We start from the raw sequence: 22,941 nt of genomic DNA, 5'->3' as shown, positions 1-22,941 counted from the left end.
TCAGCCGGTACCGGACCGCTCGGCGATGTGACACGGTGGGTAACCGCCCGACCGGGGCCGGTCAGGCCGGTGTCGGAGGCCGGACACCCGGAAGCAAGGAGGCAGCTCACGCATGGGCCAGGACGTCGACCGGACCCGGTTCAGTCGACGGGAACGCCAGCGATATCGGGCCAAGGTGCAACGGTGCCTGGAAGCGTTGGCCACGATGCTGCGGGAGCACCCGTTCGCCGAGGACGATCCCATGACCGGGATCGAGGTCGAGCTGAACCTGGTCGACGACGACCTCTCCCCCGCGATGACCGGCCAGGACGTCCTGAACGCCATCGGGGCCTCGGAGTTCCAGACCGAGCTCGGCCGCTGGAACCTCGAGCTCAACCTCCCCCGCGCCCACTGCCGGGTGATCAGTGGCGGCATCTCGAACACGAGCTCCTGGACAACCTGGCGGTGGCCCGGGCGAAGGCCAGCGACTGCGGTTCGCAGGTGGTGATGATCGGCATCCTCCCCACGCTGCAGACACGGCACATGGTGCCCGAGTCGCTGTCGAGTGACCGACGTTACAGAGTGCTGAACGAGCAGGTCCTGAGCGCGCGCGGCGAGCCGATCCACATCGAGATCGCGGGCGACGATCCGGCGAACCTGCACGCCATCCCGCCGGAGCGCTTCTCGGCGGACTACGAGTCCATCGTCGCCGAGGCGGCGTGCACGTCGATGCAGCTGCACCTGCAGCTCTCGCCCGCGGAGTTCCCGGCCTACTGGAACGCTGCGCAGTGCCTCGCGGGCGTCCAGCTCGGGCTCGCCGCGAACTCGCCGTTCCTGCTCGGCCGCCGGCTCTGGGCCGAGACCCGGATCCCCCTGTTCAAGCAGGCCTGCGACGTGCGGTCGGTCGAGCTGCGGAACCAGGGCGTCCGGCCCCGGGTGTGGTTCGGCGAGCGCTGGATCGGTTCCGTGCTGGACCTGTTCACCGAGAACGCCCGGTACTTCCCCGGGATCATGCCGATGGCCGGGGACACGGACCCGATGGCGGTGCTGCGCGCCGGCGACGTCCCGGAGCTCGAGGAGCTCAAGCTGCACAACGGGACGATCTGGCGCTGGAACCGCCCGGTCTACGACGTCGCGGACGGGCAGCCGCACATCCGGCTGGAGAACCGCGTGCTGCCGTCCGGGCCCACCGCCGTCGACATGGTCGCGAACGCGCTGTTCTTCTACGGCCTGCTCCGCGTGCTGGTGGAAGCGGACGAGCCGCTCTGGCAGTCGATGTCCTTCCAGGCGGCCGAGGAGAACTTCACGACGGCCGCCAAGCACGGCATGGAGGCCCCGCTCTACTGGCCCGGCACCGGATGGATCCGGCCGGACGAGCTGACCCTGCGCAAGCTGCTCCCCCTGGCCCACGAGGGTCTGACGCGCTGGGGGGTCGGCGCGGCGGTCCGCGACCGCTACCTCAACGTCATCGAGCGGCGCTGCGTCCTCCATCGCACGTCGGCCGCCTGGCAGCTGGACACGGTCGCCGCCCTGGAGAACCGGGGCGCGAGCCGGGAGAAGGCGCTGCTGGGGATGCTCGAGCGGTACGTGGCGATGTCCGAGGCGAACGAGCCGGTGCACACCTGGGAAGCCCCGCCTGACCGGCGGGCTCGGCCCCACCTCGTTCGCGATGGTGAACGGTCTTCCCGTTTCCCCGCGGGACCGGCCTCGCGGTTCCTAGGGTTCCTCCCGTCCCACACGGCGGCCACGTCCCTACGCGCCCGCCCACACCGATCCCCGGCCCCGAGCCGGGTTCTCGCGCCTGCTCCGCCCGTCCGGCCCCGAGCCGCACGGGTGAGCCGGCGCGCCCGCAGACGGGGGAGCCATGCCCGATCGACCCGCAGCTCCCGGCCCGAAGAAGGGCCGGTGATCGCCGTGCCCTTCCGCCTGTTCGGCCGCCCCCATCCCGGCCCCGGCGGTCCCGACCCGCGCGTGCCTCCCGGCGACGACGGGTGGGCCCGCGGGTCGGGGACCGCCACCCGCTACGCGCGCCCGGCGCGGCGCGCCGAGGACCTGCTGGGCCCGGACCCGAGGGAGGACCCGTTGACGGACCCGTTCGGCTTCGCGCCGGTGCCCGCCGCCCCGTACGGCCCGACGGGACCGGGTTCGGCCCCGTGGGCCCCGCTCGTCGAGCGGCGGGCGGAGACCCCGGCGCCCGAGCCCGTGCCGCATCCCGCCGAGGCGGCCGCGCTGGCCGCGGCGTTCGCGTCGGACTACCTGTCCTGGGACGAGGAGGACCCGGGCCGCCGGGCGCTGGTCCTCGCGGACTACCTGCGCCGGTCCGGCCCGGTGAACCTGGGCTGGGACGGCGCGGGCCGGCAGCGCGCGGACTTCGCGCTCCCCGGGCTGGTCCGGCCGGACGGCGAGGGCCGGCTGCTGGTGGACGTCCGGGTCCGGGTCACGCCCTACCGCTCCGTCGGTGAGCGCGGCGGGGTCCCGGTGGACGTGGAGGTGGGCGTCGCCGGCGTGCCCGCGGCGGCGCCCGCCCCCACGGCGCGGGGCTGGCGGAGCCTGCCGAGCCACTGGGTGCGGATCAGCATCGCGATCGCGGTCGACGGCGAGCGGCTCGTCGTCGACGCCGGCGAGGAGGAGCTCGACGAGGGGCCGGGAGGGCTGTCATGAGCGGCTTCAGGATCCCGGTGGTCGCCGGGGTGTCCGGCGGTGTCGGCGCGTCGACCGTCGCGCTGGCCCTGCACGCGCGGGACGGCGGGATCGAGATCGGGAGCGCGGACGTCGTGGTCTGCCGGGGCAGCGCGGAGTCCCTGAACCGCGCCGGCCGGATGTCCGTGACACTCGGTGACGGGCCGCCGCCGGTGCTGGCCGTGACCTGCGGACCGGCCCGGCGGGGACGCATCGCCGCCCTGCTCGCCGAGACCGGACCCGGCTGGAGCGCGGTCGTCGAGCTACCGATGGTCGCCCGCTGGCTCGAGCTCGACGACCCGTACGCCGAGGTGACGGGCCTGCTCGGGACCCAGCGGGAGACGCTGCCGCGGCCGGTCCGCGCGTACGCCACGGCACTCGGGAGGCTCGCCCGCGCGATCGCCGACTCCGGCCGGCTGAGCGGTCCGGCGCCACGCACGCTCCTCGCTCCCCCACCAGTGCGGCCGGCCTCGAGGCCGCTCACCGCGCTGCCGGCCGCAGGGCCTCACGCCACAGTGCCGCCCGACGAGCCTGAGGCGGTCGTCCCGGGGCTGCGGCCCGTCCGCGGCATCCGGATCCTGGCCACACCGGCCACCGGGTCGCGGCCGCCGGCGCCGGCCGCCCTGAACGGAGCCCGGCGATGACGCCCGGGCGGCGGTCGAGGTGACCCGTGCACACGTCCTTCCGACCCGTCCGGACTCCGGCCCGGGCGGCGCTCGCCTCCGTCCTCGCGGGGTGCCTGCTGCCGGTGACGATGCTCGCGAACGCCGCCCCGGCGCACGCGGAGGCGCCCACCGCCACATCCGTCCCGCTGCTCGGGCTCATGGCCTCCCTGTGCCCGGAGGACCTGCCGATCGCGCGGGTCGCCCGGGTCAGTGGCGAGACGCCCGGGTCCGGTCTGCTCGCCGCCGTCGAGCAGACCTGGGTCGACGCCGGCGGTTCTCGCTGGCCCTCGACGCTCGCCTCGTCCGTCGCTGCGGATCTCCGGGGCGTCACGCCGTGGGTCTGCTCGCCACTGCGCGCGGCGACGGGTGGCCTGCCGTCGACACCGGACCTTCCGCTCACCGGGCGGGAGGCCGAACCGGAGGCGGTCCCGGACCATCTCTCCGGCGCGAGGACCTACCTCGGGCACTCGGCCGAGCTCGCGAGGGATGCGGCGGCGGACCGGCCCCCCTCGGTGGTCCCGCAGGTCGTCTCTCCGCGGATCGCGTCCTCGACGGCGCCACCGGCGCCCGCCCGAGCGTGGGGCGGCGGCCCGGCCGGCTGCACGGGCACGGATCCGACGAGCGGGCGTGGCTGCCTCACCGGTGTCGCGCGGCACGGGCTCGACGCCGTCACCAGGGCGTTCGCCTCCCTGCAGGACGGTCCGGTCGTGCACACGGCGAGCTGCTGGGACGCGCACGCCTGGAACCCGTCGAGCGATCATCCGCGCGGCCGGGCCTGCGACCTGTTCCCGACCACCGGCGGCACGTTCCCGCAGGGCCGGGAGCTGGCGAACGGTTGGCGGCTCGCGGAATGGCTGCGGGCGAACGCGGGCCCGCTGCACGTCTCGTACCTGATCTGGCAGGGCCGCTACTGGGACCCGTCGGTCACCGACTCCGGTGGGTGGGGGCGGGCGTACCGCAGCAGCGTCTACGACGTCCACGACGCCACCGGCGGGCACTTCGACCACGTCCACGTGAGCTTCGCGCCCTGAACCGGAGAACCTGATGATCGACGTCGAGACGCTGCTCCGCCGCTACCTGGTGGTCGGGGTTGCGGCCGGGATGCTGGTGACCGCCGCGGTCGTCGGGGTCGTGGCGAGGGACGGGCCCGAGGTGGCCCCGGCGACCGTCGGCACGGCCGCGAGCCGCGCCAGCAGCTACGAGCACACGCCGAGCGGGCATCCAGGCAGGGGCGGACACAGCTCCGGGTCCGGGCGCGACGGCCGGAGGTCGGCGGACACCGAGGGCTCCGATCAGGGCTCCGGAGCCGGCCGAGGAACGGGCTCGGGCTCGCGCGTCACCTACCGGGACGGGGACGTTCTGGTCGTGCCCGCACCCGAACGTTCCGGGGAGTCGTCCCGCTCCCGGGCCGGCGGTCCGAGCTCGGACGGTTCGAGCCCGGGCGGCCCTCGATCCGACAGCCTCGAGGAGGACAGCTCCGGCTCCACCGTGTCGGGCTCGGACGACCCGGACTCCGGTAGCGCGAACTCCGATCGTTCCAGCTCCGGCAGCTCCGGCGCCGATCGCCCGGGCAACGACCGTTCCGGCTCCGGGGGTACCGGCGCAACGTCCGCGGACGCAGACGGCTCCTCCGCGCGCGGTTCCGGGAGCGACGCCGACCCGGGGACCGGCGGCACGAGCGGCACCGAGCGCAACGGCACCCTGAGCGACACCGGAGACACGGGCTCCACCGCGCAGGACATCACCGGCACCACCGCCGCCGAGCGGTTCGGCTGGGGCACCCCCGACCGCGAGGACGACTTCGACGGCGGCATGGACCAGTGGTCGATCTACGACGGCCCCGGCCACGCCGGCAAGGGACGGCGCACCCCGGACGCGGTGTCGATCCAGGACGGGATCATGACGATCACCGGGGATGAGGACGGCAACACCGCCGGCATGGCGTGGAACCCCGGGCAGAAGTACGGGCGCTGGGAGGCCCGCGTGAAGTCCCCTGCCAGCGCGGACGCCTACCACTCGTTGCTGCTGTTGTGGCCGGACGCGGAGAACTTCCCGGTCGGCGGGGAGATCGACTTCATGGAGATCGGCGACCCCGACCGTCGGTCGACCGACATCTTCCTGCACTACGGCGAGGACAACTCCCAGGTCCACGGCAGCCTGGACATCGACGCGACCGAATGGCACAACTGGGCGGTGGAGTGGACTCCCGAGCGGGTCACCGCGTACGTCGACGGTGAGCAGTGGTGGGAGACCACGGACACCGCGATCCTCCCACCCGGCCCGATGCACCTCTGCATCCAGCTCGACTACTTCCCCGGCGACGGCTCCGCGGGCGGCGGCGCCCTCGAACACGTCGACTGGGTCCGCCAGTACTCCCTCGACGGCGGCGCCACCGGCGGCGGCGCCGGATCGAGCACCGCCGACCGGTCCAGCGACGACGGCCGCTCCAGCGACGACGGCCGGTCCAGCACCGCCGGCGGCCGGCCCAGCGGCACCCGGAACGGCGGCGGCCAGACCCGGGACGACGGCCGGGAACAGGCCCGCGTCCGGAACCAGGACGACGCCCGCACCCGGCAGGAGGGCGAGGCCGGCTGACCCCTCTCAGCGTCGGCACAGAATCCGTTCCCTACGGTGACCCCTCCACCTCGATCACCCTTGGGGGATCACGTGCCGGGCACCGATCAGCTCACCCCTCCGACGCCGTCACCGGACCCCGGGCCCCCGCCCGGCCCCCGCCGTGTCTGGACGATCGTGCTGTCCATCGTGTCGATCGTGGCCCTCGCGGGCGTCCTGACGGCCGTGATCAGCTACGGCAGCACGTCGTCGACCTCGCAGGAACGCCGCCCGATCACGACGACCACCGCCGGGGCCCCGAGCGCACCTCGCGACCCCGGTGACCCGGTCCGCCCCGGGGGCGTCGCGACCCTGGACCCGAGCGCCCGCTCCGGCGACGAGGCCGGGGTGAAGAACAACTGGCCCCTGACGGCGCACGACGAGTTCGACGGCGGCACGCTCGACGAGTCGCTCTGGAACACCTACACCGGGAAGACCACCGGTGGCGTCGGCCGGCACGACCCGAGGAACATCACCGTCGCGGACGGCGTCATGACGATCACGAGCCGCGGCCTGAGTTCGGCCGGGATGGCGTGGGACAGGGGCCAGCAGTACGGCCGCTGGGAGGTGCGGGCACGCACCCAGGTCGGGAACGGGTACAGCGCCGTGATCCTGCTCTGGCCGGACGCGGAGGACTTCCCGCGCGGCGGCGAGATCGACTTCATGGAGCAGCCGAAGGGCGACCGCACCGAGACCCACTTCGTCCTGCACTACGGCAAGGACAACAGCCAGACCGGCGTCACCGTGCCCGGCGACTTCACCCAGTGGCACACCTACGCCGTCGAGTGGACGCCGGACCATGTCGCGGGCTTCATCGACGGCCAGGAGACGTTCCGGACCACGGACAAGGAGCAGATCCCGCCGCGCCCGATGCACCTGGCCATCCAGCAGGACATCGGCCCGTTCGGCAACGGCTGGGCCGAGGGGCCGGACGCCACGACGCCGGCCGAGGTGAAGCTCGACGTGGACTGGGTGCGCATCTACGGGCTGTAGACGGAGGTGGGGCCCCAGCCGATCGGGCTGGGACCCCACGTTCCCGAACTGACGCGCCGCTCCCACCACGAAGCGACGTGATGAAGTTAGCCTATCCTTCCCTAAACCGGCAAGGGCCTCGCGGAAAGTCACGCGCAGTGTGCCGCCCCGTCCGCATACGGTCGGTGCGTGACCGCTCCCGCACTCGCGTCCCGATACCGCTGGAGCGCCCTCGCGGCGGTCACGATCACCGTGCTCGCCTGGGCGTCGGCCTTCGTGGCGATCCGTTACGTCGGCCGGGCGTTCGAGCCCGGATCGCTCGCCCTCGGCCGCCTCGCCGTCGGGACCGTCGCACTCGGCCTCCTGCTGCTGGCCCGCCGGAACTGGGTCGCTCCGACGCACCGCGAGTGGGCGCTCCTGCTGCTCTGCGGCCTGGCCTGGTTCGCCGTCTACAACGTCGCACTGAACGCCGCGGAGCAACGCGTGGACGCCGGCACGACGGCCATGCTCGTGAACATCGGCCCGATCCTGATCGCGCTGTTCGCCGGCGTGCTGCTCGGCGAAGGGTTCCCGCGCTGGCTGGTGATCGGCGCGGCGGTCGCGTTCGCCGGGGTCGTCCTGATCGGAGCGGCGACCGCGACGGGAGACACCACCGATCTCGTGGGCGCGCTGCTGTGCGTCGTCGCGGCGGTGACGTACGCGATCGGGGTGCTGGCGCAGAAACCCGTCCTGCGCCGCCTCCCGGGCCTGCAGGTGACCTTCCTGGCCTGCACGATCGGCATGCTCGCGTGCCTGCCGTACGCGGGCGGCCTCGTGCGGGACCTGGCGAGCGCCCCGGCCGGGGCGACGGCGGGCATGGTCTACCTCGGCCTGGTCCCGACCGCCCTCGCGTTCAGCACCTGGGCCTACGCCCTGGCGAGGATGGACGCGGGACGGCTGGGCGTCACCACCTACCTCGTCCCGCCGATCACGATCGCCATGGCCGCGCTCCTCCTCGGCGAGGCCCCGCCCGCCCTCGCCCTGGCCGGCGGCGTCCTGGCCCTCACCGGTGTCGCCCTCACCCGCCGACGCTGAACCCACCGAGCCGCATGGGATGCCGGCCACCGAACCATCCAGGCACGGATCAGGGCCCCTGCCTGCAGGCAGAGGCCCTGATCCTTCCCGAACTGACGCGCCGCTCCCACCACGAAGCGACGTGACTGAAGTTAGCCTACCCTTCCTGCGCGGTCAACGTCCCGGATCGGGTGGTCCTGAACCGGGTCAGGGGCGCCGGCTGCATCCGGCGGGCCAGGACCAGCGCGACGACCAGCACGGACACCACGGTCACCACCCCGCCGACGACCAGCGGTGCGCGGCCGCCGAAGCGCTCGGCCAGCACCCCCAGCAACGGTCCGCCGAGCGGCGTCCCGCCGAGGAACAGCAGCATGTAGAGCCCCATCACCCGCCCGCGCATCGCCGGCTCGGCCGAGAGCTGCACCGCCGAGTTCGCCGCCGTCGTGAAGGTCAGCGCCGCGAGCCCCACCGGGACGAGCGCGATCCCGGTGCTGAGGTATGTCGGCATCAGCCCTGCCGCCACCAGCAGGACACCGAACGCCAGCCCGGACGCCGCGACGAGCCGGATCCGCGGCCGCCCGGACCGCCGCGCGGCGAACGTCGCCCCGATCACCGACCCCACTGCCAGCAGCGTCGTCAGCAGGCCGTAGCCCTGGGCATCGCGGTGGAAGACGTTGCGCGCGACGATCGCGAGGGTCATGAAGAAGTTGATCCCGAAGGTCGAGACCAGGAAGACCAGCACCAGCACCGCGACCATCTCCGGCCGGCGCCGGACGTACGCCAGGCCGTCGCGCAGCTGGTGCGGGGCGCGGGGCACGGGATCGGACCGGAACAGCCGGTCCGTGCGCATCAGCGCCAGCCCGGTGACGACGCCGGCGAAGCTCGCCGCGTTGATCAGGAACACCCAGCCGGTGCCGACCGCGACGATCAGCGCACCGGCCGCCGCGGGCCCCGCGATCCGGGCTAGGTTGAACGTCAGCGAGTTGAGCGCGACCGCGTTGCCGAGCTGCGCCGGGCCCACCATCTCCGAGACGAAGGACTGGCGGACCGGCACATCGAGCGCCGAGAAGCAGCCGAGCAGCGCACACAGCAGATAGACCTGCCACAGCGCGACGACGCCCGTCACCACCGTGGCTCCCAGCGCGAGCGCGCAGAGCCCCATCGCGATCTGCAGCAGGATCAGGGCGCGGCGCTTGTCCACCCGGTCCGCCAGCACGCCGCCCCACAGCGAGAGCAGCAGGGTCGGCGCGAACTGCAGCGCCGCCGCGATCCCCAGCGCCGTGGCGCTGCCGCCGGTGAGGTCGAGGACCAGCCAGTCCTGCGCGATCCGCTGCATCCACGTCCCGACGAGCGAGACGATCTGCCCGCCGGCGTAGAGCCGGTAGTTGGGCACGCGCAGGGAGGCGAACATGCCGGGAGGGGACTCGGCGGACGTCGACGGAGCAGGACCCGGGGTTTCGACGACAGCACTCACGATTTACTTAGGTTACTACAACTACCCTCCGGCCAGCGAGCGAATCGGCCCGACTGCGAAGTAGCCCACGAACGCGATCGCGACCACCCACATCAGCGGATGCACCTTGCGTGCCCCGCCGGTCGCCGCCGCCAGCACGACGTAGCTGATGAAGCCCGCACCGATGCCGTTGGCGATCGAGTACGTGAACGGCATGACGACGATTGTGAGGAACGCCGGTATCGCCGACCGCAGCTCCGTCAGGTCGATCTCCGCGACCTGACGGAACATCAACGCCCCGACGATCACCAGCGCCGGGGCCGCCGCCTCCACCGGGACGATGGAGTAGAGCGGCGTGAAGAACATCGCCGCCAGGAACAGCAGCCCGGTGACGATGTTGGCGAGCCCGGTCCGTGCGCCCTCGGCGATACCGGAGGCGGACTCGACGAAGACGGTGTTCGACGACGCGGACGCCGCGCCACCCGCGATCGCCCCGGTCCCCTCGATGACCAGCGCCCGGCCGATGTTCGGCAACTGCCCGTCCCGGCCGACGAGCCCGGCCTGCCGGCCGAGGCCGGCCATGGTGCCCATCGCGTCGAAGAAGTTCGCCAGCACCAGCGTGAAGACGAGCAGGACCACCGTCAGGGTGTCCAGCCGGGTGAACGCACCCAACGACACGTTGCCGACGAGCGAGAGGTCCGGCAGCTCGACGATGCGGTTCGGGAGCGTCGGCACGGCCAGGGACCAGCCCTTCGGGTTCGTCGCGGCCGATCCGACGTGCGCGATCGACTCGACGATGATCGCGATCGCGGTCGTGACGAGGACCCCGACCAGGATCCCGGCCCGCACTCCGCGGGCGACGAGCACGCCGGTGATCAGCAGGCCGATCACGAAGACGAACGTGGGCCAGGACCCGATCGAGCCGCCGATCCCGAGCCCGACGGGGACCGTCGTGTTCGCGGCGTCCGGCAGCCGGGTGACGAAGCCGGCGTCGACCAGCCCGATCAGCGCGATGAACAACCCGATGCCCACCGCGATGGCCGTCTTGAGCTCGGCCGGGACGGCGTTGAACACCGCCGTCCGGAAGCCGGAGAGGGCCAGCAGCACGATCACCACGCCGTCGATGACGACGAGGCCCATCGCCTCGGGCCAGCTCATCAGCGGGGCGATCGTGACCGCGAGCAGGGTGTTGATGCCCAGGCCGGTGGCGATCGCGAACGGGAGGTTGGCGACGAGTCCGAACAGGATCGTCATCAGGCCGGCGACGAGTGCGGTGACGGCCGCGACCTGCGGGACCGGCAGGATCGCGCCCAGCGCGTCGGTCTTGGCCCCCGGATCCGAGGCCGAGAAGCTGCCGAGGATCAACGGGTTCAGCACGATGATGTAGGACATCGTCACGAAGGTGACGAGGCCGCCGCGGAGCTCCCTGGGAACCGTGGAACCGCGTTCGGCGAGCCGGAAGAATCGCTCGATCACGCGCACACCGTCCCATCTCGGGCGGGGCTCGGCCGAGCCCGGGTAGGCTGACGCCGTGATCGACCCGCCCCCGATCTCGCGCCGCCTGGACGACATCCGCGTCGTCGTCGGCGCCGGCACCGCGCTGTGGGTCGTCGGCGTGGTCGTGCTGCTGGCGGCGCACCTCGCCGTGGGCCGCCCGCTCGGCGTCGACTTCGCCACCTGCGTCGCGGGAGCACTGCTCGGCACCCTCGGCTGGGGTGTCTTCAGCTGGCAACGGGCCGCGGCGCGGCGGGGGTCGCGGACGGCCCAGCGCGGGCTCGACTGAAGCTGCGCGGGAATCACCCTAGGCTCACCGCATGACCGCCGCGAGCGAGCCCACCGATTCTGGCCGTCCCACCGCCGTCGTCACCGGGGCCAGCTCCGGTATCGGTGCGGCCACCGCCCGCGCACTCGCCCGGGCCGGCTTCGACGTGGTCCTCGGCGCCCGCCGGGTGGACCGGTGTGCCGAGATCGCCAGGGAGATCGACGGCACCGCGGTGCGGCTCGACGTGACGGACCCCGACTCCGTCTCGGCCTTCGTCGCCGCGGTCCCCGAGTGTCGGCTGCTGGTGAACAACGCGGGCGGCGCGAAGGGCCTCGAGCCGGTCGCCGAGGCGGACGAGGACGACTGGCGCTGGATGTTCGAGGTCAACGTGATCGGCACGCTACGGGTGACGAAGGGTCTGCTCCCGGCGCTACTCGCGTCGGGCGACGGGCACATCGTCACCGTCACCTCGATCGCCGCGCTCGAGCCCTACGACAACGGCGCGGGCTACACCGGCGCCAAGCACGCCCAGGCGATGCTGCACCGGACGCTGCGCGGGGAGCTCCTGGGCGAGCCCGTCCGGCTCACCGAGATCTGTCCCGGGATGGTCGAGACGGAGTTCTCCCTGGTCCGGTTCGGCGGCGACGAGGAGAAGGCGGACGACGTCTACAAGGGCCTCACCCCGCTGACACCCGAGGACGTCGCGGACGTGATCACGTTCGCGGCGACCCGGCCGTCCCACGTGAACCTGGACCAGATCGTCCTCAAGCCGCGGGCCCAGGCGTCGGCGAGCCGCGCCTACCGGGAGAGCTGACCGGGGGCCGGGCCGGGCGGCCCGGCCACATCGGTCAGACGGTGTCCTCCGAACGCCGGTGCTCGTCCGCACCGTCCCGGGGCTCCCGGCCCGCGACCGCGCCCTGCACCCGCTCCTCGGACTCGGCCAGGATCGCCTCGGCCTCGGCGCGGTGGTCCTCCCCGGGGATCTCCGCCCTCCGCTCCTCGGGCAAGGGCTCGGCGCGGGTCCGGATGCGCTCCTCGGACACCTGACTGCTGTCGGTCTCGCTCATGCCCTCAGCCCTACCCGACCTCGCCGAGCGGGAACCATCGCGCCGAGCGGGAGCTACAGGGCGGAGAGCGTCCGCCACCGGTCCCAGGACAGCGTCCAGTCCCACACGTCCCCGTCCTTCGACGAGAGCTGGACCGGGGTGCCCGTGACCTCCACCGGGTCCCCGTACAGGGCGGTGTCGTAATAGGCCTTCGCGTTGTCGATCGACAGGTTCACGCAGCCGTGGGTGACGTTCGACGAGCCCTGCGCGCCCGTCGAGGCGGGGTTGGCGTGGATGAACTCGCCGTTGTTGCTCATCCGCACGGCCCACTTCTCGACGACGTCGTAGCCGTACTGCGCGCTGATCATCCGCTTGTCCGTGAACTTCTCGGTGACGACATGGACGCCCGAGCGGGTGTTGCGGTTCGGGTCCGACGCGAGGCCGTAGCTGGCCGGGTAGCTCGCGACCTGCTTCCCGTCCCGCTCGACGACCATCTGGAACGACCGCGCGTCCGCCTTCACGATCTGCGCGCGGCCGATCCGGAACGTGCTGGCGATGTCCGCCGCGCCGTACTCCCCGCCGCCGTAGGCGACGCCGTAGAGCTTCGCGGTGACCGTCACCTCCGTGTTCGCCGGCCAGTACTGCTTCGGCCGCCAGTGCACGCGGGAGCCGCCGTTCTCGTCCGGCAGCCAGCCCCAGGCGCCCTCGACGGGCGTGGACGTCTGCACGCCGAGCGCCCGCTCGACCGCTGCCCGGTCCTCGACGTGGCTGTTGAACTGGATCTCGACCGGCGCCGCGATGCCGACGGTCCGGCCGTCACCGATATTGATCACACCGCGCACGGCCTTGCTCGGCGCGACGGTGCGGAAGGCGCCCCGGACGGGCACCTGCACGCCGTCCGCGCCGCTCGCGACCCCGGTCCACGTGTAGGCCGTGCCGTAGCCGAGCGGCTCGCTCGCCGTCCAGACGGTCTTCTCGGCGTTCAGTGCGCCGGCGACGACGTCGCCGTCCGGATCGGTGAGCGAGACCTGCTCGAAGGTGCCGTCCTCGACCGTCACCGAGACCGGTGACGCCGGATTCACGTCCGCGGCCCCCGCGGCAGGGTGATAGGTCACCGACGCATCCGGCACCAGCAGGGACGGCGCGGCGCTGCGCGTGGAACCGCCCTTCCCGCCGGCTGCCGTGGCCGCGGTGACCACACCGAGCGATCCGACCGCGATCACGGCCAGGATCAGCAGAAAACGACGCATTCTCTCCCCCACGAGCCCGACTCCCCAGGTGATGGACGTCCGGGCGGCGGGCGAGGTTGCGCGCGTCGGGGGAATCGGGTCGCGAGGTTACGCGGCCACCTCGACGATTCCGGCGCAGCTCTCCCTTTCGGGTGGTGCTGAGCCGATCGTCACGTTGTGTCCCTACAGTGCGCACCCGACGAGCACCGGTTCGGGATGCAGCTCGACCCCGAACGCGTCCCGCACGCCGTCCCGCACCTCGCGGGCGAGCCCGAGCAGGTCCTCGGTCCGGCCGGCGCCCCGGTTCGTCAGCGCGAGGACGTGCTTCGTGGAGAGCCCGACCCGGCCGCCGGGCCCGGCGTGGCCGCGGCCGAACCCCGCGTGCTGGATCAGCCAGGCTGCCGGCAGCTTGACCAGGCCGTCCCCCGTCGGCCAGCCCGGTGCCGCCGGCACGGTGCCCTCACGGAGGATCGGGTTGGTGAAGAAGGAGCCCGCGCTCCAGGTGTCGTGGTCCCGGGCGTCGAGGACCATGCCCTTGCCCCGGCGCAGGGCCAGCACGGCCTCGCGGGCGGCGCCGGCCGGCACCCGGGACCCCTGCTCGACGCCGAGGGTGCGGGCGAGCTCGGCATAGCGGATCGGCATGCTCTCCCCGCCGCCCGGCAGCGCGAACCGCACGCGCAGGACGATCGCGGAGTCCGTGTTCTTCAGCACGCTGGTGCGGTAGGCCAGACCCAGGCTCGCGGCCGGGACGTGCGTGCGGACGGTGCCGGAGCGCCGGTCGTAGAGGTCGACGTCGACCAGGAGCTCGGCGATCTCCACGCCGTACGCGCCGACGTTCTGCACCGGCGTCGCGCCCGTCCGGCCGGGGATCCCGGAGAGACACTCCAGCCCGCCCAGTCCGTCGGCGACAGTGGCGGCGACGACCCCGTCCCAGTCCTCACCCGCCTCGACCGTGAGCAGCACCGCCCCGTCGTCGCGACGTTCGGTGGTGATCCCGGTGCCGGTGACGAGCACGACCGTGCCCTCGACACCCGAGTCCGCGACGACCACGTTGGACCCGCCGCCGAGGACCAGCACCGGCTCCCCCGCCGCGTCCGCCGCGCGGACCGTCGCGACCACCGCCTCCGCGGACGGGGCCTCGACCAGGCGCCGGGCCGGGCCGCCGAGCCGCAGCGTCGTCAGCGGGGCGAGCGGCACGTCCGGGCGGGGCACCGGGAGAACGGGTGTCTGCACGGCCACGACGGTAGCCTCCGCCCATGTCTCGCTCGATCGACTACCGCTCGACGTCCGCCCACCCCGTCGACGCGGTCTACGCAGCCATGATCGACCAGAACTACCTGAACAGGCGGCTCAAGGAGATCGGCGGCCGGGGGGCCGAGATCCTGGAGTACGACGCGGATGAGTCGGGGGTGCGTTACCGGCTCAAGCACGGGCTCGACGAGAACGACCTGCCGGGCGTGGTCCGCTCGTTCCTCAAGGGCGACATCGTCGTCGAGCGGCGGGAGACCTGGACGCCGGCGCGCGACGGCTCCTACGACGGCACGGTGGAGGTCCAGCTGCCCGGCCTGCCCGCCGGCGCGAACGGGACGATGAAGCTCGCCCCGGCGGCCGAGGGCAGCTCGTTCGATGTGCACATCGAGACCAAGGTCAACGTCCCGATCATCGGCGGCAAGATCGAGGCGACGGTCGGGGACCAGATCAAGCGCCTGCTCGCCATGGAGACCGAGTTCACCCACGCCTATCTCGACTCCCTGTGAGCGCGCAGCCTCGCCAGAACGAGGCTGCGCGCAGCACAGCCGGATCACCGTGAGCACGCCGCCGATCGCCGACGACGGCACGTCGAACGCACGCGAGAGCTCCGCTTCGAGCGGCTGCGGGTAGACCCGGGTCCGCACCCGACGTGTAGGTCGCGATCAGGGCAGTGGCACGATTTTCCCTCGTGGAACCCGGACGAGACCGCCGCTACGTCATCACCTTCAGCTGCCCTGACCGCACCGGCATCGTCGCGCGGATCGCGGGATTCCTGGCGGACGCCGGCGCCTGGATCGTCGAGGCGGCCTACCACGCGGAACCGCAGGACGGCTGGTTCTTCACACGCCAGGCGATCCGTGCGGACTCCGTCCCCTTCGACGTCGACGAGCTGCGCGTCCGCTTCGCCGCGGTCGCGGCCGAGTTCGGCCCGGAGGCGACGTGGCAGGTGACGGACACGGGCGTGCCGAAGCACGCGGTCCTGCTCGTCACCAAGGAGCCGCACTGCCTGCACGACCTGCTCGGCAGGGTCCAGGCGGGCGAACTACCCGTCGTCCTCGACGCGGTGATCGGCAACCACGACTCGCTCGGGGACCTCGTGCGCGCGCACGACGTGCCGTTCCATCACGTGCCGTTCCCGAGCGTCCGGGACCCGAAGCGCGAGCAGGGCAAGGTCGCGGCGTTCGAGGAGGTCCGCAAGCTCGTCGACGCGCACTCCCCGGACGCGATCGTCCTGGCCCGGTTCATGCAGATCCTCCCCGCGCACCTGTGCGAGGAGTGGGGCGGGCGCGCGATCAACATCCACCACAGCTTCCTGCCGTCGTTCGCCGGCGCCCGGCCGTACCACCAGGCGTACGCGCGCGGGGTGAAGCTGATCGGCGCCACCTGCCACTACGCCACCGCGGACCTCGACGCCGGCCCGATCATCGAGCAGGACGTCATCCGGGTGGACCACGGCGACACCCCGGACAGCATGGTCCGCCGGGGCCGGGACATCGAGCGCCTCGTGCTCGCCCGAGGCCTGCGCTGGCACCTGGAGGACCGAGTACTGGTCCACGGCAACAAGACCGTGGTGTTCAAGTAGCGGGTGCACGGAAACCGTCACCGGGGCGACGGTTCCGCGCACGACCTCAGGCGGGCTTGATGTTCGCGTTGCGGTGGAACAGGTTGCCCGGGTCGTACTCGGCCTTGATGTGCGCCAGCCGCTCGTACTTCGCGGCGCCGTAGCTGGCGCGGACCCGGTCGGCGTCCGCGTCCGCCATGAAGTTCACGTAGCCTCCCCGTCTTCGGCCAGCGGCCTGAGCTCGTCCCAGAGGGACCGAACCCAGTCGCGGTCGACCGCCGGTGCGGCGAGGTCCGGGCCGACCGCTGCGAGGTTGACGACGTACTGCCGCCTTCGCCGGCCCCCGTACGCGGTGTCGTCGTCGCCGACCCGCGCATAGGCGCCGTCCAGCACGAAGATGGGGGCGAAGCTCAGGGGCGAGCGCTTCTCCCCGGCTCGCGTGGCGAGGACGTCGACGGCGTCATCCGTCAGGTCGTCGAGGTAGAGCGCCTTCTCGTAGCCGCCAATCCCCCACGGTGCGCTGTCGTCCAGCATGCCCTGCAGCGCGACGTACGGGAGGGGAGTCACGAACTCGAACAGCGGCGGGCATGCCCGGCGGACGGCGTCGAGCGAGCGGTCGTGCTCCTCCGCGCCGTCGAACCCGACGACCATCAGCGCGTGACCGGGTGCGAAGTGGTGCTCCGGCGGGACGAACGGCGCCGCAGGCGCGTCCATCGCCGCCGCGATGAGCACGCCGCTGGTCTCGGGCAGACCAGGGATGGAGTCCCGGCACGCCCGGAGCGCCTCACGGCCCTGATCGAGACCCCAGAACAGCAGCCCGAGATGCACCTCCGGGCCGACCTCGTGCAGGGCGAACTCGAACTCGGTGACGACGCCGAAGTTGCCGCCGCCACCGCGTAGTGCCCAGAACAGGTCGGCATGGTCGCGCTCCGCGGCGTGGACGATGCGGCCGTCGGCCAGCACCACCTGTGCCCCGACCAGGTTGTCGAGACTGAGCCCGCAGCGCCCCGTCAGCCAGCCCATGCCACCACCGAGGGTCAGCCCGCCGACGCCGGTGTGGCTGATGACCCCGCCGGTCACGGCGAGACCGTGGGCCTGGGTGGCGGCGTCGAGGTCCGCCAGGGTCGCCCCGCCCCCGACGACCGCCCTGCGTTCGTCCGGGTGGACCCGCACGCCGTTCAGGAGCGAGAGGTCGATCATGAGCCCGTCGTCACAGACCGCCGTCCCGGCGAAGCCGTGTCCGCCTCCGCGGACGGCGATCTCCAGGCTGTTGTCGCGGCCGAAGGTGACGGCGGCGGCCACGTCGCCCGCGGTCCGGCATCGTGCGATCAGTGCCGGCTTGCGGTCGATCGCGCCGTTCCAGATCGACCGGGCGTCGTCGAAGCCCGCTTCACCGGGCAGGACGACGACGCCGGTCATCGCACCCCGCAACCCGTCGACGTCGTACCGCGCCATGCTGGTCATGACTCCTCCTCTGTCGGATAGTAGGCAGAGAAGCATCAGCAAAAGTGAGATACACCACAAATGGCGCGGCGGGCGGGCCCGCCGCGGTCGATCGGGCAGTTCGTCGAGGTAGAGGCTCTCAGCCGCAGATCCCCCAGGGTGGCGGGGTGCGACGGCCGCCGCGTGCTCTTCCGCGGACGCAGGCCGATCGGCCCGGATACGACGAACGGCACCCTCGTGCGGTAGGTCCGCACGAGAGTGCCGTTCATGAGATCAGGCGGTCAGGCCGCGGCGTGCTCCTGCGCCGGCTCCAGGGCCAGCTCCAGGACCTCCGCGACGTCCGCCACGGGGTGGACCCGCAGCTCACCGCGCACCGACTCCGGCAGGTCGTCGAGGTCGGGCTCGTTGCGCTTCGGGATGATCACGTCCGTCAGTCCGGCACGGTGGGCGGCCAGCAGCTTCTGCTTGACCCCGCCGATCGGCAGGACCTTGCCCTGCAGCGTGACCTCGCCGGTCATCCCGACCGACGACTTCACCGGACGCCCCGACGCGAGCGACGCCAGCGCCGTCGTCATCGTGACGCCCGCGCTCGGCCCGTCCTTCGGGACCGCGCCGGCCGGCACGTGGACGTGCAGCTTCTTCGACGCCAGGTCGCCGGCGAGCCCACGGGACCGCAGGTACGAGAGCGCGATCGAGACGGACTCGGTCATGACCTCGCCCAGCTGCCCGGTGATCGTCAGACCCGGGTCGCCGTCCATCGCCGTGGCCTCGATGAAGAGGACGTCACCGCCCGCTCCGGTCACGGCCAGCCCGGTGGCGACGCCGGGAACCGACGTGCGCTCCGCGGACTCCGGGGTGAACCGCGGCCGCCCGAGGTACTTGACCAGGGTCTGGGCGTCGACGTGGATCGGCGCCTCGGTGCCGGAGTCCAGCGCGACGGCGGCCTTCCGCAGGACCTTCGCCAGGCCCCGCTCCAGCTGCCGCACGCCCGCCTCGCGGGTGTACTCGGCGGCGATCATGCCCAGCGCGACCTCGGAGAACTCCACGTCGGAGGTCTCCAGACCGGCCTTCTCGATCTGCCGCGGCAGCAGGTGGTCACGCGCGATCGCGATCTTCTCGGCCTCGGTGTAGCCGTCGAGCGTCACGATCTCCATACGGTCCGCGAGCGGGCCGGGGATGGTGTCGTGGACGTTCGCGGTGGCCAGGAACAGGACGTTCGACAGGTCCAGGTCGACCTCGAGGTAGTGGTCGCGGAACGTGTGGTTCTGCGCCGGGTCCAGCACCTCCAGCAGCGCGGCCGAGGGGTCGCCCCGGTAGTCGCTGCCGACCTTGTCGATCTCGTCCAGCAGCACGACCGGGTTCATCGAACCGGCCTCGCGGATGGCTCGGACGATCCGGCCGGGAAGCGCCCCGACGTAGGTGCGCCGGTGCCCGCGGATCTCCGCCTCGTCCCGCACACCGCCGAGGGCGACGCGGACGAACTTGCGGCCGAGCGCGTGCGCCACGGACTCACCCAGGGACGTCTTGCCGACGCCGGGAGGCCCGACGAGCGCGAGCACGGCACCCGAGCCCCGCCCACCGACGGTCTCCAGGCCCTTGCGGTTGCGGCGGGACCGGACGGCCAGGAACTCGATCAGACGCTCCTTGACGTCGTCGAGTCCGGCGTGGTCCGCATCCAGGATCGCGCGGGCGGCGACCAGGTCGTCGGTGTCGACGGTGGTCTCGCTCCACGGGATGTCCAGGACCGTGTCCAGCCAGGTGCGGATCCAGCCCGACTCCGGGCTCTGGTCCGACGCCCGCTCCAGCTTGCCGACCTCGGTCAGCGCGGCCTTGCGGACGTGCTCGGGCAGGTCGGCGGCCTCGACGCGAGCGCGGTAGTCCGCCTCGCCCTCGGGGTCGTCGTCGCCCAGCTCCTTGCGGATGGCCGCGAGCTGCTGGCGCAGCAGGAACTCACGCTGCTGCTTCTCCATGCCCTCGCGGACGTCGTTCGAGATCTTCTCGGAGACCTCCTGCTCGGCGACGTGCGCCTTCGTCCACTCCAGGAGCAGCTCGAGCCGGCGGGTCACGTCGGTCTCGGCGAGCAGCTGCGCCTTGTGCTCGGTGTCGAGCCAGGCGTTCCAGCCGGCCGTGTCGGCCAGCTCCGAGGGGTCGGTGATCTGCTGGACCCCGTCGATGATCTGCCAGGCGCCCCGCTGCTGCAGGATCGAGACGACCAGCGCCTTGTACTCCTTGGCCAGCTCCTGGGTGCGGCCGGTGACGGGGCTCTCGTCCACCGTCTCCGCCTCGACCCACAGGGCGGACCCCGGCCCGGTCACACCCGAGCCGATACGTGCACGTCCTTCACCGCGGACCACGGCGGCGCGCTCCCCACTCGGGAGCCTGCCGATCTGTTCGAGCACCGCGACCACACCGATCGCGGCGTACTTCCCGTCGAGCCGGGGGACGACCAGGACCTTCTTGCCTTCTGCGGCGTCAACCGCAGCCTGAACCTCCGGCGCGTCGAGACGGACGGGGACCACCATGCCGGGCAGCACCACCGAGTCGGTCAGCGGAAGCACCGGCAGCTTCAGCGTCTGTGTCATGTCCTGCACAACGCTTACACCGCAAGAGACATTCCAACGCTCAAGTATTTGTGCTGTGGGTGAACGCAGGAACCTTGAGCGGGATGGACTCAAGCAGGTCGGGCGAGACCCTCGACGACCTCGGCGCCGGGCAGCGCGGCCAGTACCGAGCCGGGCACGGCGAGCTTCGACCCGCGGATCCCGCTCCCGACCACGACCGCCTCCGCGGCGGCGACCTCCGGCGAGATCAGCAGCGGCCAGTCCGCGGGCAGGCCGAGCGGGGTGATCCCGCCGTACTCCATGCCCGTGAGCTCGACGGCCTCGGCCATCGGCGCGAACGAGGCCTTCCGGACGTCCAGCTTCCTGCGCACGACGCCGTTGACGTCCGCGCGGGTCGTCGCGAGGACCAGGCACCCGGCGTAGCGCACCTCGCCGCCGCGCTTCCCGGAGACGACGACGCAGTTCGCCGACGACTCCGGCGGCAAGGAGTAGGCGGTGCAGAAGGCGGCGGTGTCCGCCAGGTCGGGATCGATCTCCGCCACACCCACGCCGCTCGCGTCGTCCAGGGCGGCGAGAGCCTTGGCGACCGGTTCGGCCAGCAGGTCCGGGCGGTCGAGTGCGGGCACCGCGCGCAGGGTGCCGAGGACGGACCAGGTCACCAGCGCTGGTCACCTCGCTGCACCCCGACGACGGCGGGCTTCACGTCGACGACGTACACGAGCGTGGCCACGAGGCCGGCCAGCCAGAACAGCGTGAACTCGCTGCGCAGCCCCTGGAAGGCCGCGAGGATGCCCGCGAAGCTGGGGCTGTAGACGACCCGGAAGACCGGGATGAGCAGCAGGAACAATCCGGACGCCCCGGTGATGCCGAGCCAGGCGTTCTTCGTCAGCTTCCCGGCTGCCTGGAACGCGTCCGCGCGCTGCCGCACGACGTGGACGAACGCGTACCCCGACACCACTGCGACCACGATGCCGATGACGGCCAGCACCAGGGAATCGAGGTTCGCTAGCAGGTTCACCTGCCCAGACTACGTGCGCAGGTGGGTTCCCGACACTCCTGCCCCGTGACCGTTCATGAACATCGTGCGGTCGCGTCCCGGCCGGCCGGGCACGACGACGGCCCCGGAGCGGGAGGCTCCGGGGCCGTCGGGGCGAACCGGGGTGATCAGCTCTTGGCGGTGCCGTTCGTGTCGTTCGTGCCGTTGGTACCGGTACGACGCGCGGCCGGCTTGCGGGTCGCGGTCTTCGGTGTCGTCTTCGGGGCGGTGCGGTTCGCGGCCTTGCGCGTGGTGCTGCGCGTGGTGGCGGCGGCGTCGTCACCCGCCTCGTCGATCTTCGCGGCGGTGTCCTCACCCACGGAGGTCAGCTTGGCGCCGGCGTCGGACGTCGCCTCGGTGACCTCCTCGGCGACCTCCTCGGCGAACTTCTGCGTCCGCTGGGCGACCTTCTCGCCGGCGGAACGGGTCTGCCGGGTCACGGTGGACAGCGCCTTCTCCGCCGCGTCGTGCGCGTCGTCGACGAAGCCGTCCAGCCGGGCGTCGAAGGTCTCGGTGAGCGACTCGACGGAGCTGAAGGCCTGCTTGACCTGCGGCTGCTGCCGGATCTTGCTCCAGGTGGTCTCGCCATGCTTCGCGAGGCCGGAGTAGTACCTCTCGGCCTGGGCGCGCAGCTCGTCGACCAGCTTGCGCAGCTCGTCGGTGCTGAGCTTGCCACGCAGCTCGGCGAGCTCGGTGGGCAGCTCGGCGGCGCGCTGCTGCGCGGCCCCGACCTGCTCGGTCGTCCGGGTACGGGCGGTGCTGTAGGCACCGAGCAGGGTGCTCACGGCGTGGTCGCCGGCGCCGAGCACTGCGAGCAGCGGGGTCTTGACGACGCCGGCCTGCTCGGAGACGTTCTTGGCGGCCTGCTCACGGACCCTGCGGACGTCCGCGGCGGTCGGCAGCGAAACGGGCATGGTGATCACTTCCCCTGTTCTGGTGTCGGAACTGCTGGTTCGCCGGGGTCGGCCGGTAGGTCGTTCTCGCGGCGGAAGGACTGGTAGATGTCGAGCAGGACCTGCTTCTGCCGCTCGGTCAGCGTGACGTCGGACAGGACCGCGTCCGTGACCACGCTCAGCGGCCTCTCCTCGAGGATCCCGGCCTTGACGTAGAGCGCCTCGGCGGAGATCCGGAGCCCCTTGGCGATCTGCTGCAGGATCTCGGCCGACGGCTTGCGCAGCCCCCGCTCGATCTGGCTGAGGTAGGGATTGCTCACGCCGGCGGTCCGGGCGAGCTGACGCAGGCTGACCTGGGCGGTCTCCCGCTGGGCCCGGATGTAGGAGCCGATGTCGTCGACCGCCTGGCCGACGGCCTGACCGACCTGCTCGACCGCCTGGCCGACGCGTTCGGTGGTGCCGTCACTCTTCGAGTCTTCAGTCATCTGCATTCACCTCCTCGCACGCCACCGACCGTACGCACGAGTGCTAGCTGTTGCAAGCGGAATGCTTGCGCTGGTCGCGTGGGCTGCGCCACGTCCCGATCACCGCACCCGTGGGGTCTGGGCCGTGCCCGCAACCCTGTCCGGCCAGCTCCCGGCCGTCCGTCGCGGTGGCCGCGGGCGGGACGATCGGTGCGCCGGCCCGGTGGGCGGTGGGGCCGGGCCTGGCCGTAGGAGCCGCCCTCTCATGGGGCAGTCGAGCT

The 22,941-nt window shown here is 72.4% G+C and carries 21 protein-coding genes and 1 pseudogene; 10 read left to right on the top strand and 12 right to left on the bottom strand.

The genetic code is table 11. From position 1 onward, the window contains the following. Positions 1-112 precede the first annotated feature (112 nt). The 6 genes and pseudogenes from WBK50_RS01855 to WBK50_RS01830 all read left to right on the top strand — a co-directional run. Positions 113-1,605 (top strand): annotated as a pseudogene (locus tag WBK50_RS01855) (glutamate--cysteine ligase); the annotation flags it as partial. Between the two features lie 1,031 nt (positions 1,606-2,636). Beyond that, the gene (locus WBK50_RS01850) at positions 2,637-3,302 is read left to right on the top strand and encodes a hypothetical protein (RefSeq protein WP_341333936.1); all 666 of its coding nucleotides are present in this window, start codon (positions 2,637-2,639) and stop codon (positions 3,300-3,302) included. Positions 3,303-3,328: 26 nt separating this feature from the next. After that, complete coding sequence (locus tag WBK50_RS01845) at positions 3,329-4,354, top strand: hypothetical protein (RefSeq protein ID WP_341333935.1); 1,026 nt, start codon at positions 3,329-3,331, stop codon at positions 4,352-4,354. Positions 4,355-4,367: 13 nt separating this feature from the next. Continuing rightward, complete coding sequence (locus WBK50_RS01840; protein WP_341333934.1) at positions 4,368-5,918, top strand: glycoside hydrolase family 16 protein; 1,551 nt, start codon at positions 4,368-4,370, stop codon at positions 5,916-5,918. A 72-nt stretch (positions 5,919-5,990) separates the two neighbouring features. Continuing rightward, positions 5,991-6,929 carry a glycoside hydrolase family 16 protein gene (locus tag WBK50_RS01835; RefSeq protein ID WP_341333933.1) on the top strand — a complete coding sequence of 313 codons (939 nt, stop codon included), beginning with the start codon at positions 5,991-5,993 and terminating at the stop codon, positions 6,927-6,929. A 168-nt stretch (positions 6,930-7,097) separates the two neighbouring features. Then, the gene (locus WBK50_RS01830) at positions 7,098-7,982 is read left to right on the top strand and encodes a DMT family transporter (protein WP_341333932.1); all 885 of its coding nucleotides are present in this window, start codon (positions 7,098-7,100) and stop codon (positions 7,980-7,982) included. A gap of 136 nt (positions 7,983-8,118) precedes the next feature. Here WBK50_RS01830 and WBK50_RS01825 read toward each other — a convergent pair whose 3' ends face one another. Then, complete coding sequence (locus WBK50_RS01825; RefSeq protein ID WP_341333931.1) at positions 8,119-9,372, bottom strand: MFS transporter; 1,254 nt, start codon at positions 9,370-9,372, stop codon at positions 8,119-8,121. 84 nt (positions 9,373-9,456) lie between these two features. Then, on the bottom strand, positions 9,457-10,890 hold the full coding sequence (locus WBK50_RS01820) for an NCS2 family permease (RefSeq protein WP_341333930.1): 1,434 nt from the start codon (positions 10,888-10,890) through the stop codon (positions 9,457-9,459). Positions 10,891-10,945: 55 nt separating this feature from the next. Here WBK50_RS01820 and WBK50_RS01815 point away from each other — a divergent pair, with 55 nt between their 5' ends. Continuing rightward, positions 10,946-11,197: a DUF2530 domain-containing protein gene (locus tag WBK50_RS01815; protein WP_341333929.1), complete on the top strand. Its 252-nt coding sequence runs from the start codon at positions 10,946-10,948 to the stop codon at positions 11,195-11,197. A 31-nt stretch (positions 11,198-11,228) separates the two neighbouring features. Then, positions 11,229-11,990, top strand: a complete 762-nt coding sequence (locus tag WBK50_RS01810) for an SDR family NAD(P)-dependent oxidoreductase (RefSeq protein ID WP_341333928.1) — start codon at positions 11,229-11,231, stop codon at positions 11,988-11,990. Positions 11,991-12,024: 34 nt separating this feature from the next. Here the strand turns inward: WBK50_RS01810 and WBK50_RS01805 are convergent, their stop codons facing one another. From WBK50_RS01805 to WBK50_RS01795, 3 genes are all read right to left on the bottom strand, one after another. Further along, positions 12,025-12,243 carry a hypothetical protein gene (locus WBK50_RS01805; RefSeq protein WP_341333927.1) on the bottom strand — a complete coding sequence of 73 codons (219 nt, stop codon included), beginning with the start codon at positions 12,241-12,243 and terminating at the stop codon, positions 12,025-12,027. A gap of 53 nt (positions 12,244-12,296) precedes the next feature. Further along, positions 12,297-13,472, bottom strand: coding sequence for a L,D-transpeptidase (locus tag WBK50_RS01800; RefSeq protein ID WP_341333926.1), 1,176 nt, complete (start codon positions 13,470-13,472; stop codon positions 12,297-12,299). Positions 13,473-13,634: 162 nt separating this feature from the next. Then, positions 13,635-14,684, bottom strand: a complete 1,050-nt coding sequence (locus tag WBK50_RS01795) for a UDP-N-acetylmuramate dehydrogenase (protein ID WP_341333925.1) — start codon at positions 14,682-14,684, stop codon at positions 13,635-13,637. 23 nt (positions 14,685-14,707) lie between these two features. Between WBK50_RS01795 and WBK50_RS01790 the strand changes: the two genes are divergently transcribed. Beyond that, complete coding sequence (locus WBK50_RS01790; protein WP_341333924.1) at positions 14,708-15,208, top strand: DUF2505 domain-containing protein; 501 nt, start codon at positions 14,708-14,710, stop codon at positions 15,206-15,208. Positions 15,209-15,390: 182 nt separating this feature from the next. Further along, complete coding sequence (gene purU / locus WBK50_RS01785) at positions 15,391-16,284, top strand: formyltetrahydrofolate deformylase (protein ID WP_341333923.1); 894 nt, start codon at positions 15,391-15,393, stop codon at positions 16,282-16,284. Positions 16,285-16,330: 46 nt separating this feature from the next. On the opposite strand, the gene WBK50_RS01780 is transcribed toward purU, so the two are convergent. From WBK50_RS01780 to WBK50_RS01750, 7 genes are all read right to left on the bottom strand, one after another. Then, on the bottom strand, positions 16,331-16,462 hold the full coding sequence (locus WBK50_RS01780; RefSeq protein WP_341339255.1) for a BBE domain-containing protein: 132 nt from the start codon (positions 16,460-16,462) through the stop codon (positions 16,331-16,333). 5 nt (positions 16,463-16,467) lie between these two features. Next, on the bottom strand, positions 16,468-17,727 hold the full coding sequence (locus tag WBK50_RS01775) for an FAD-binding oxidoreductase (protein WP_341333922.1): 1,260 nt from the start codon (positions 17,725-17,727) through the stop codon (positions 16,468-16,470). Between the two features lie 260 nt (positions 17,728-17,987). Then, the gene (lon, locus tag WBK50_RS01770) at positions 17,988-20,288 is read right to left on the bottom strand and encodes an endopeptidase La (protein WP_341333921.1); all 2,301 of its coding nucleotides are present in this window, start codon (positions 20,286-20,288) and stop codon (positions 17,988-17,990) included. Positions 20,289-20,377: 89 nt separating this feature from the next. Next, a complete protein-coding gene (locus WBK50_RS01765; protein ID WP_445942205.1) occupies positions 20,378-20,926 on the bottom strand; it encodes a YbaK/EbsC family protein in 549 nt (182 codons plus the stop codon). Then, positions 20,923-21,285 carry a DUF2516 family protein gene (locus tag WBK50_RS01760; protein WP_297503167.1) on the bottom strand — a complete coding sequence of 121 codons (363 nt, stop codon included), beginning with the start codon at positions 21,283-21,285 and terminating at the stop codon, positions 20,923-20,925. Before WBK50_RS01760 ends, WBK50_RS01765 begins: the two co-directional genes overlap by 4 nt. 146 nt (positions 21,286-21,431) lie before the next feature. After that, the gene (locus tag WBK50_RS01755; protein ID WP_341333920.1) at positions 21,432-22,217 is read right to left on the bottom strand and encodes a hypothetical protein; all 786 of its coding nucleotides are present in this window, start codon (positions 22,215-22,217) and stop codon (positions 21,432-21,434) included. Between the two features lie 5 nt (positions 22,218-22,222). Continuing rightward, a complete protein-coding gene (locus WBK50_RS01750) occupies positions 22,223-22,681 on the bottom strand; it encodes a helix-turn-helix domain-containing protein (RefSeq protein ID WP_341333919.1) in 459 nt (152 codons plus the stop codon). Between the last annotated feature and the right edge of the window lie 260 nt (positions 22,682-22,941).

The sequence above is a fragment of the Pseudonocardia sp. T1-2H genome, from assembly GCF_038039215.1.
Lineage (GTDB): Bacteria > Actinomycetota > Actinomycetes > Mycobacteriales > Pseudonocardiaceae > Pseudonocardia.
The sequence above is the reverse complement of the archived record's forward strand: the minus strand, read 5'-3'. Positions and strand labels throughout refer to the sequence as shown.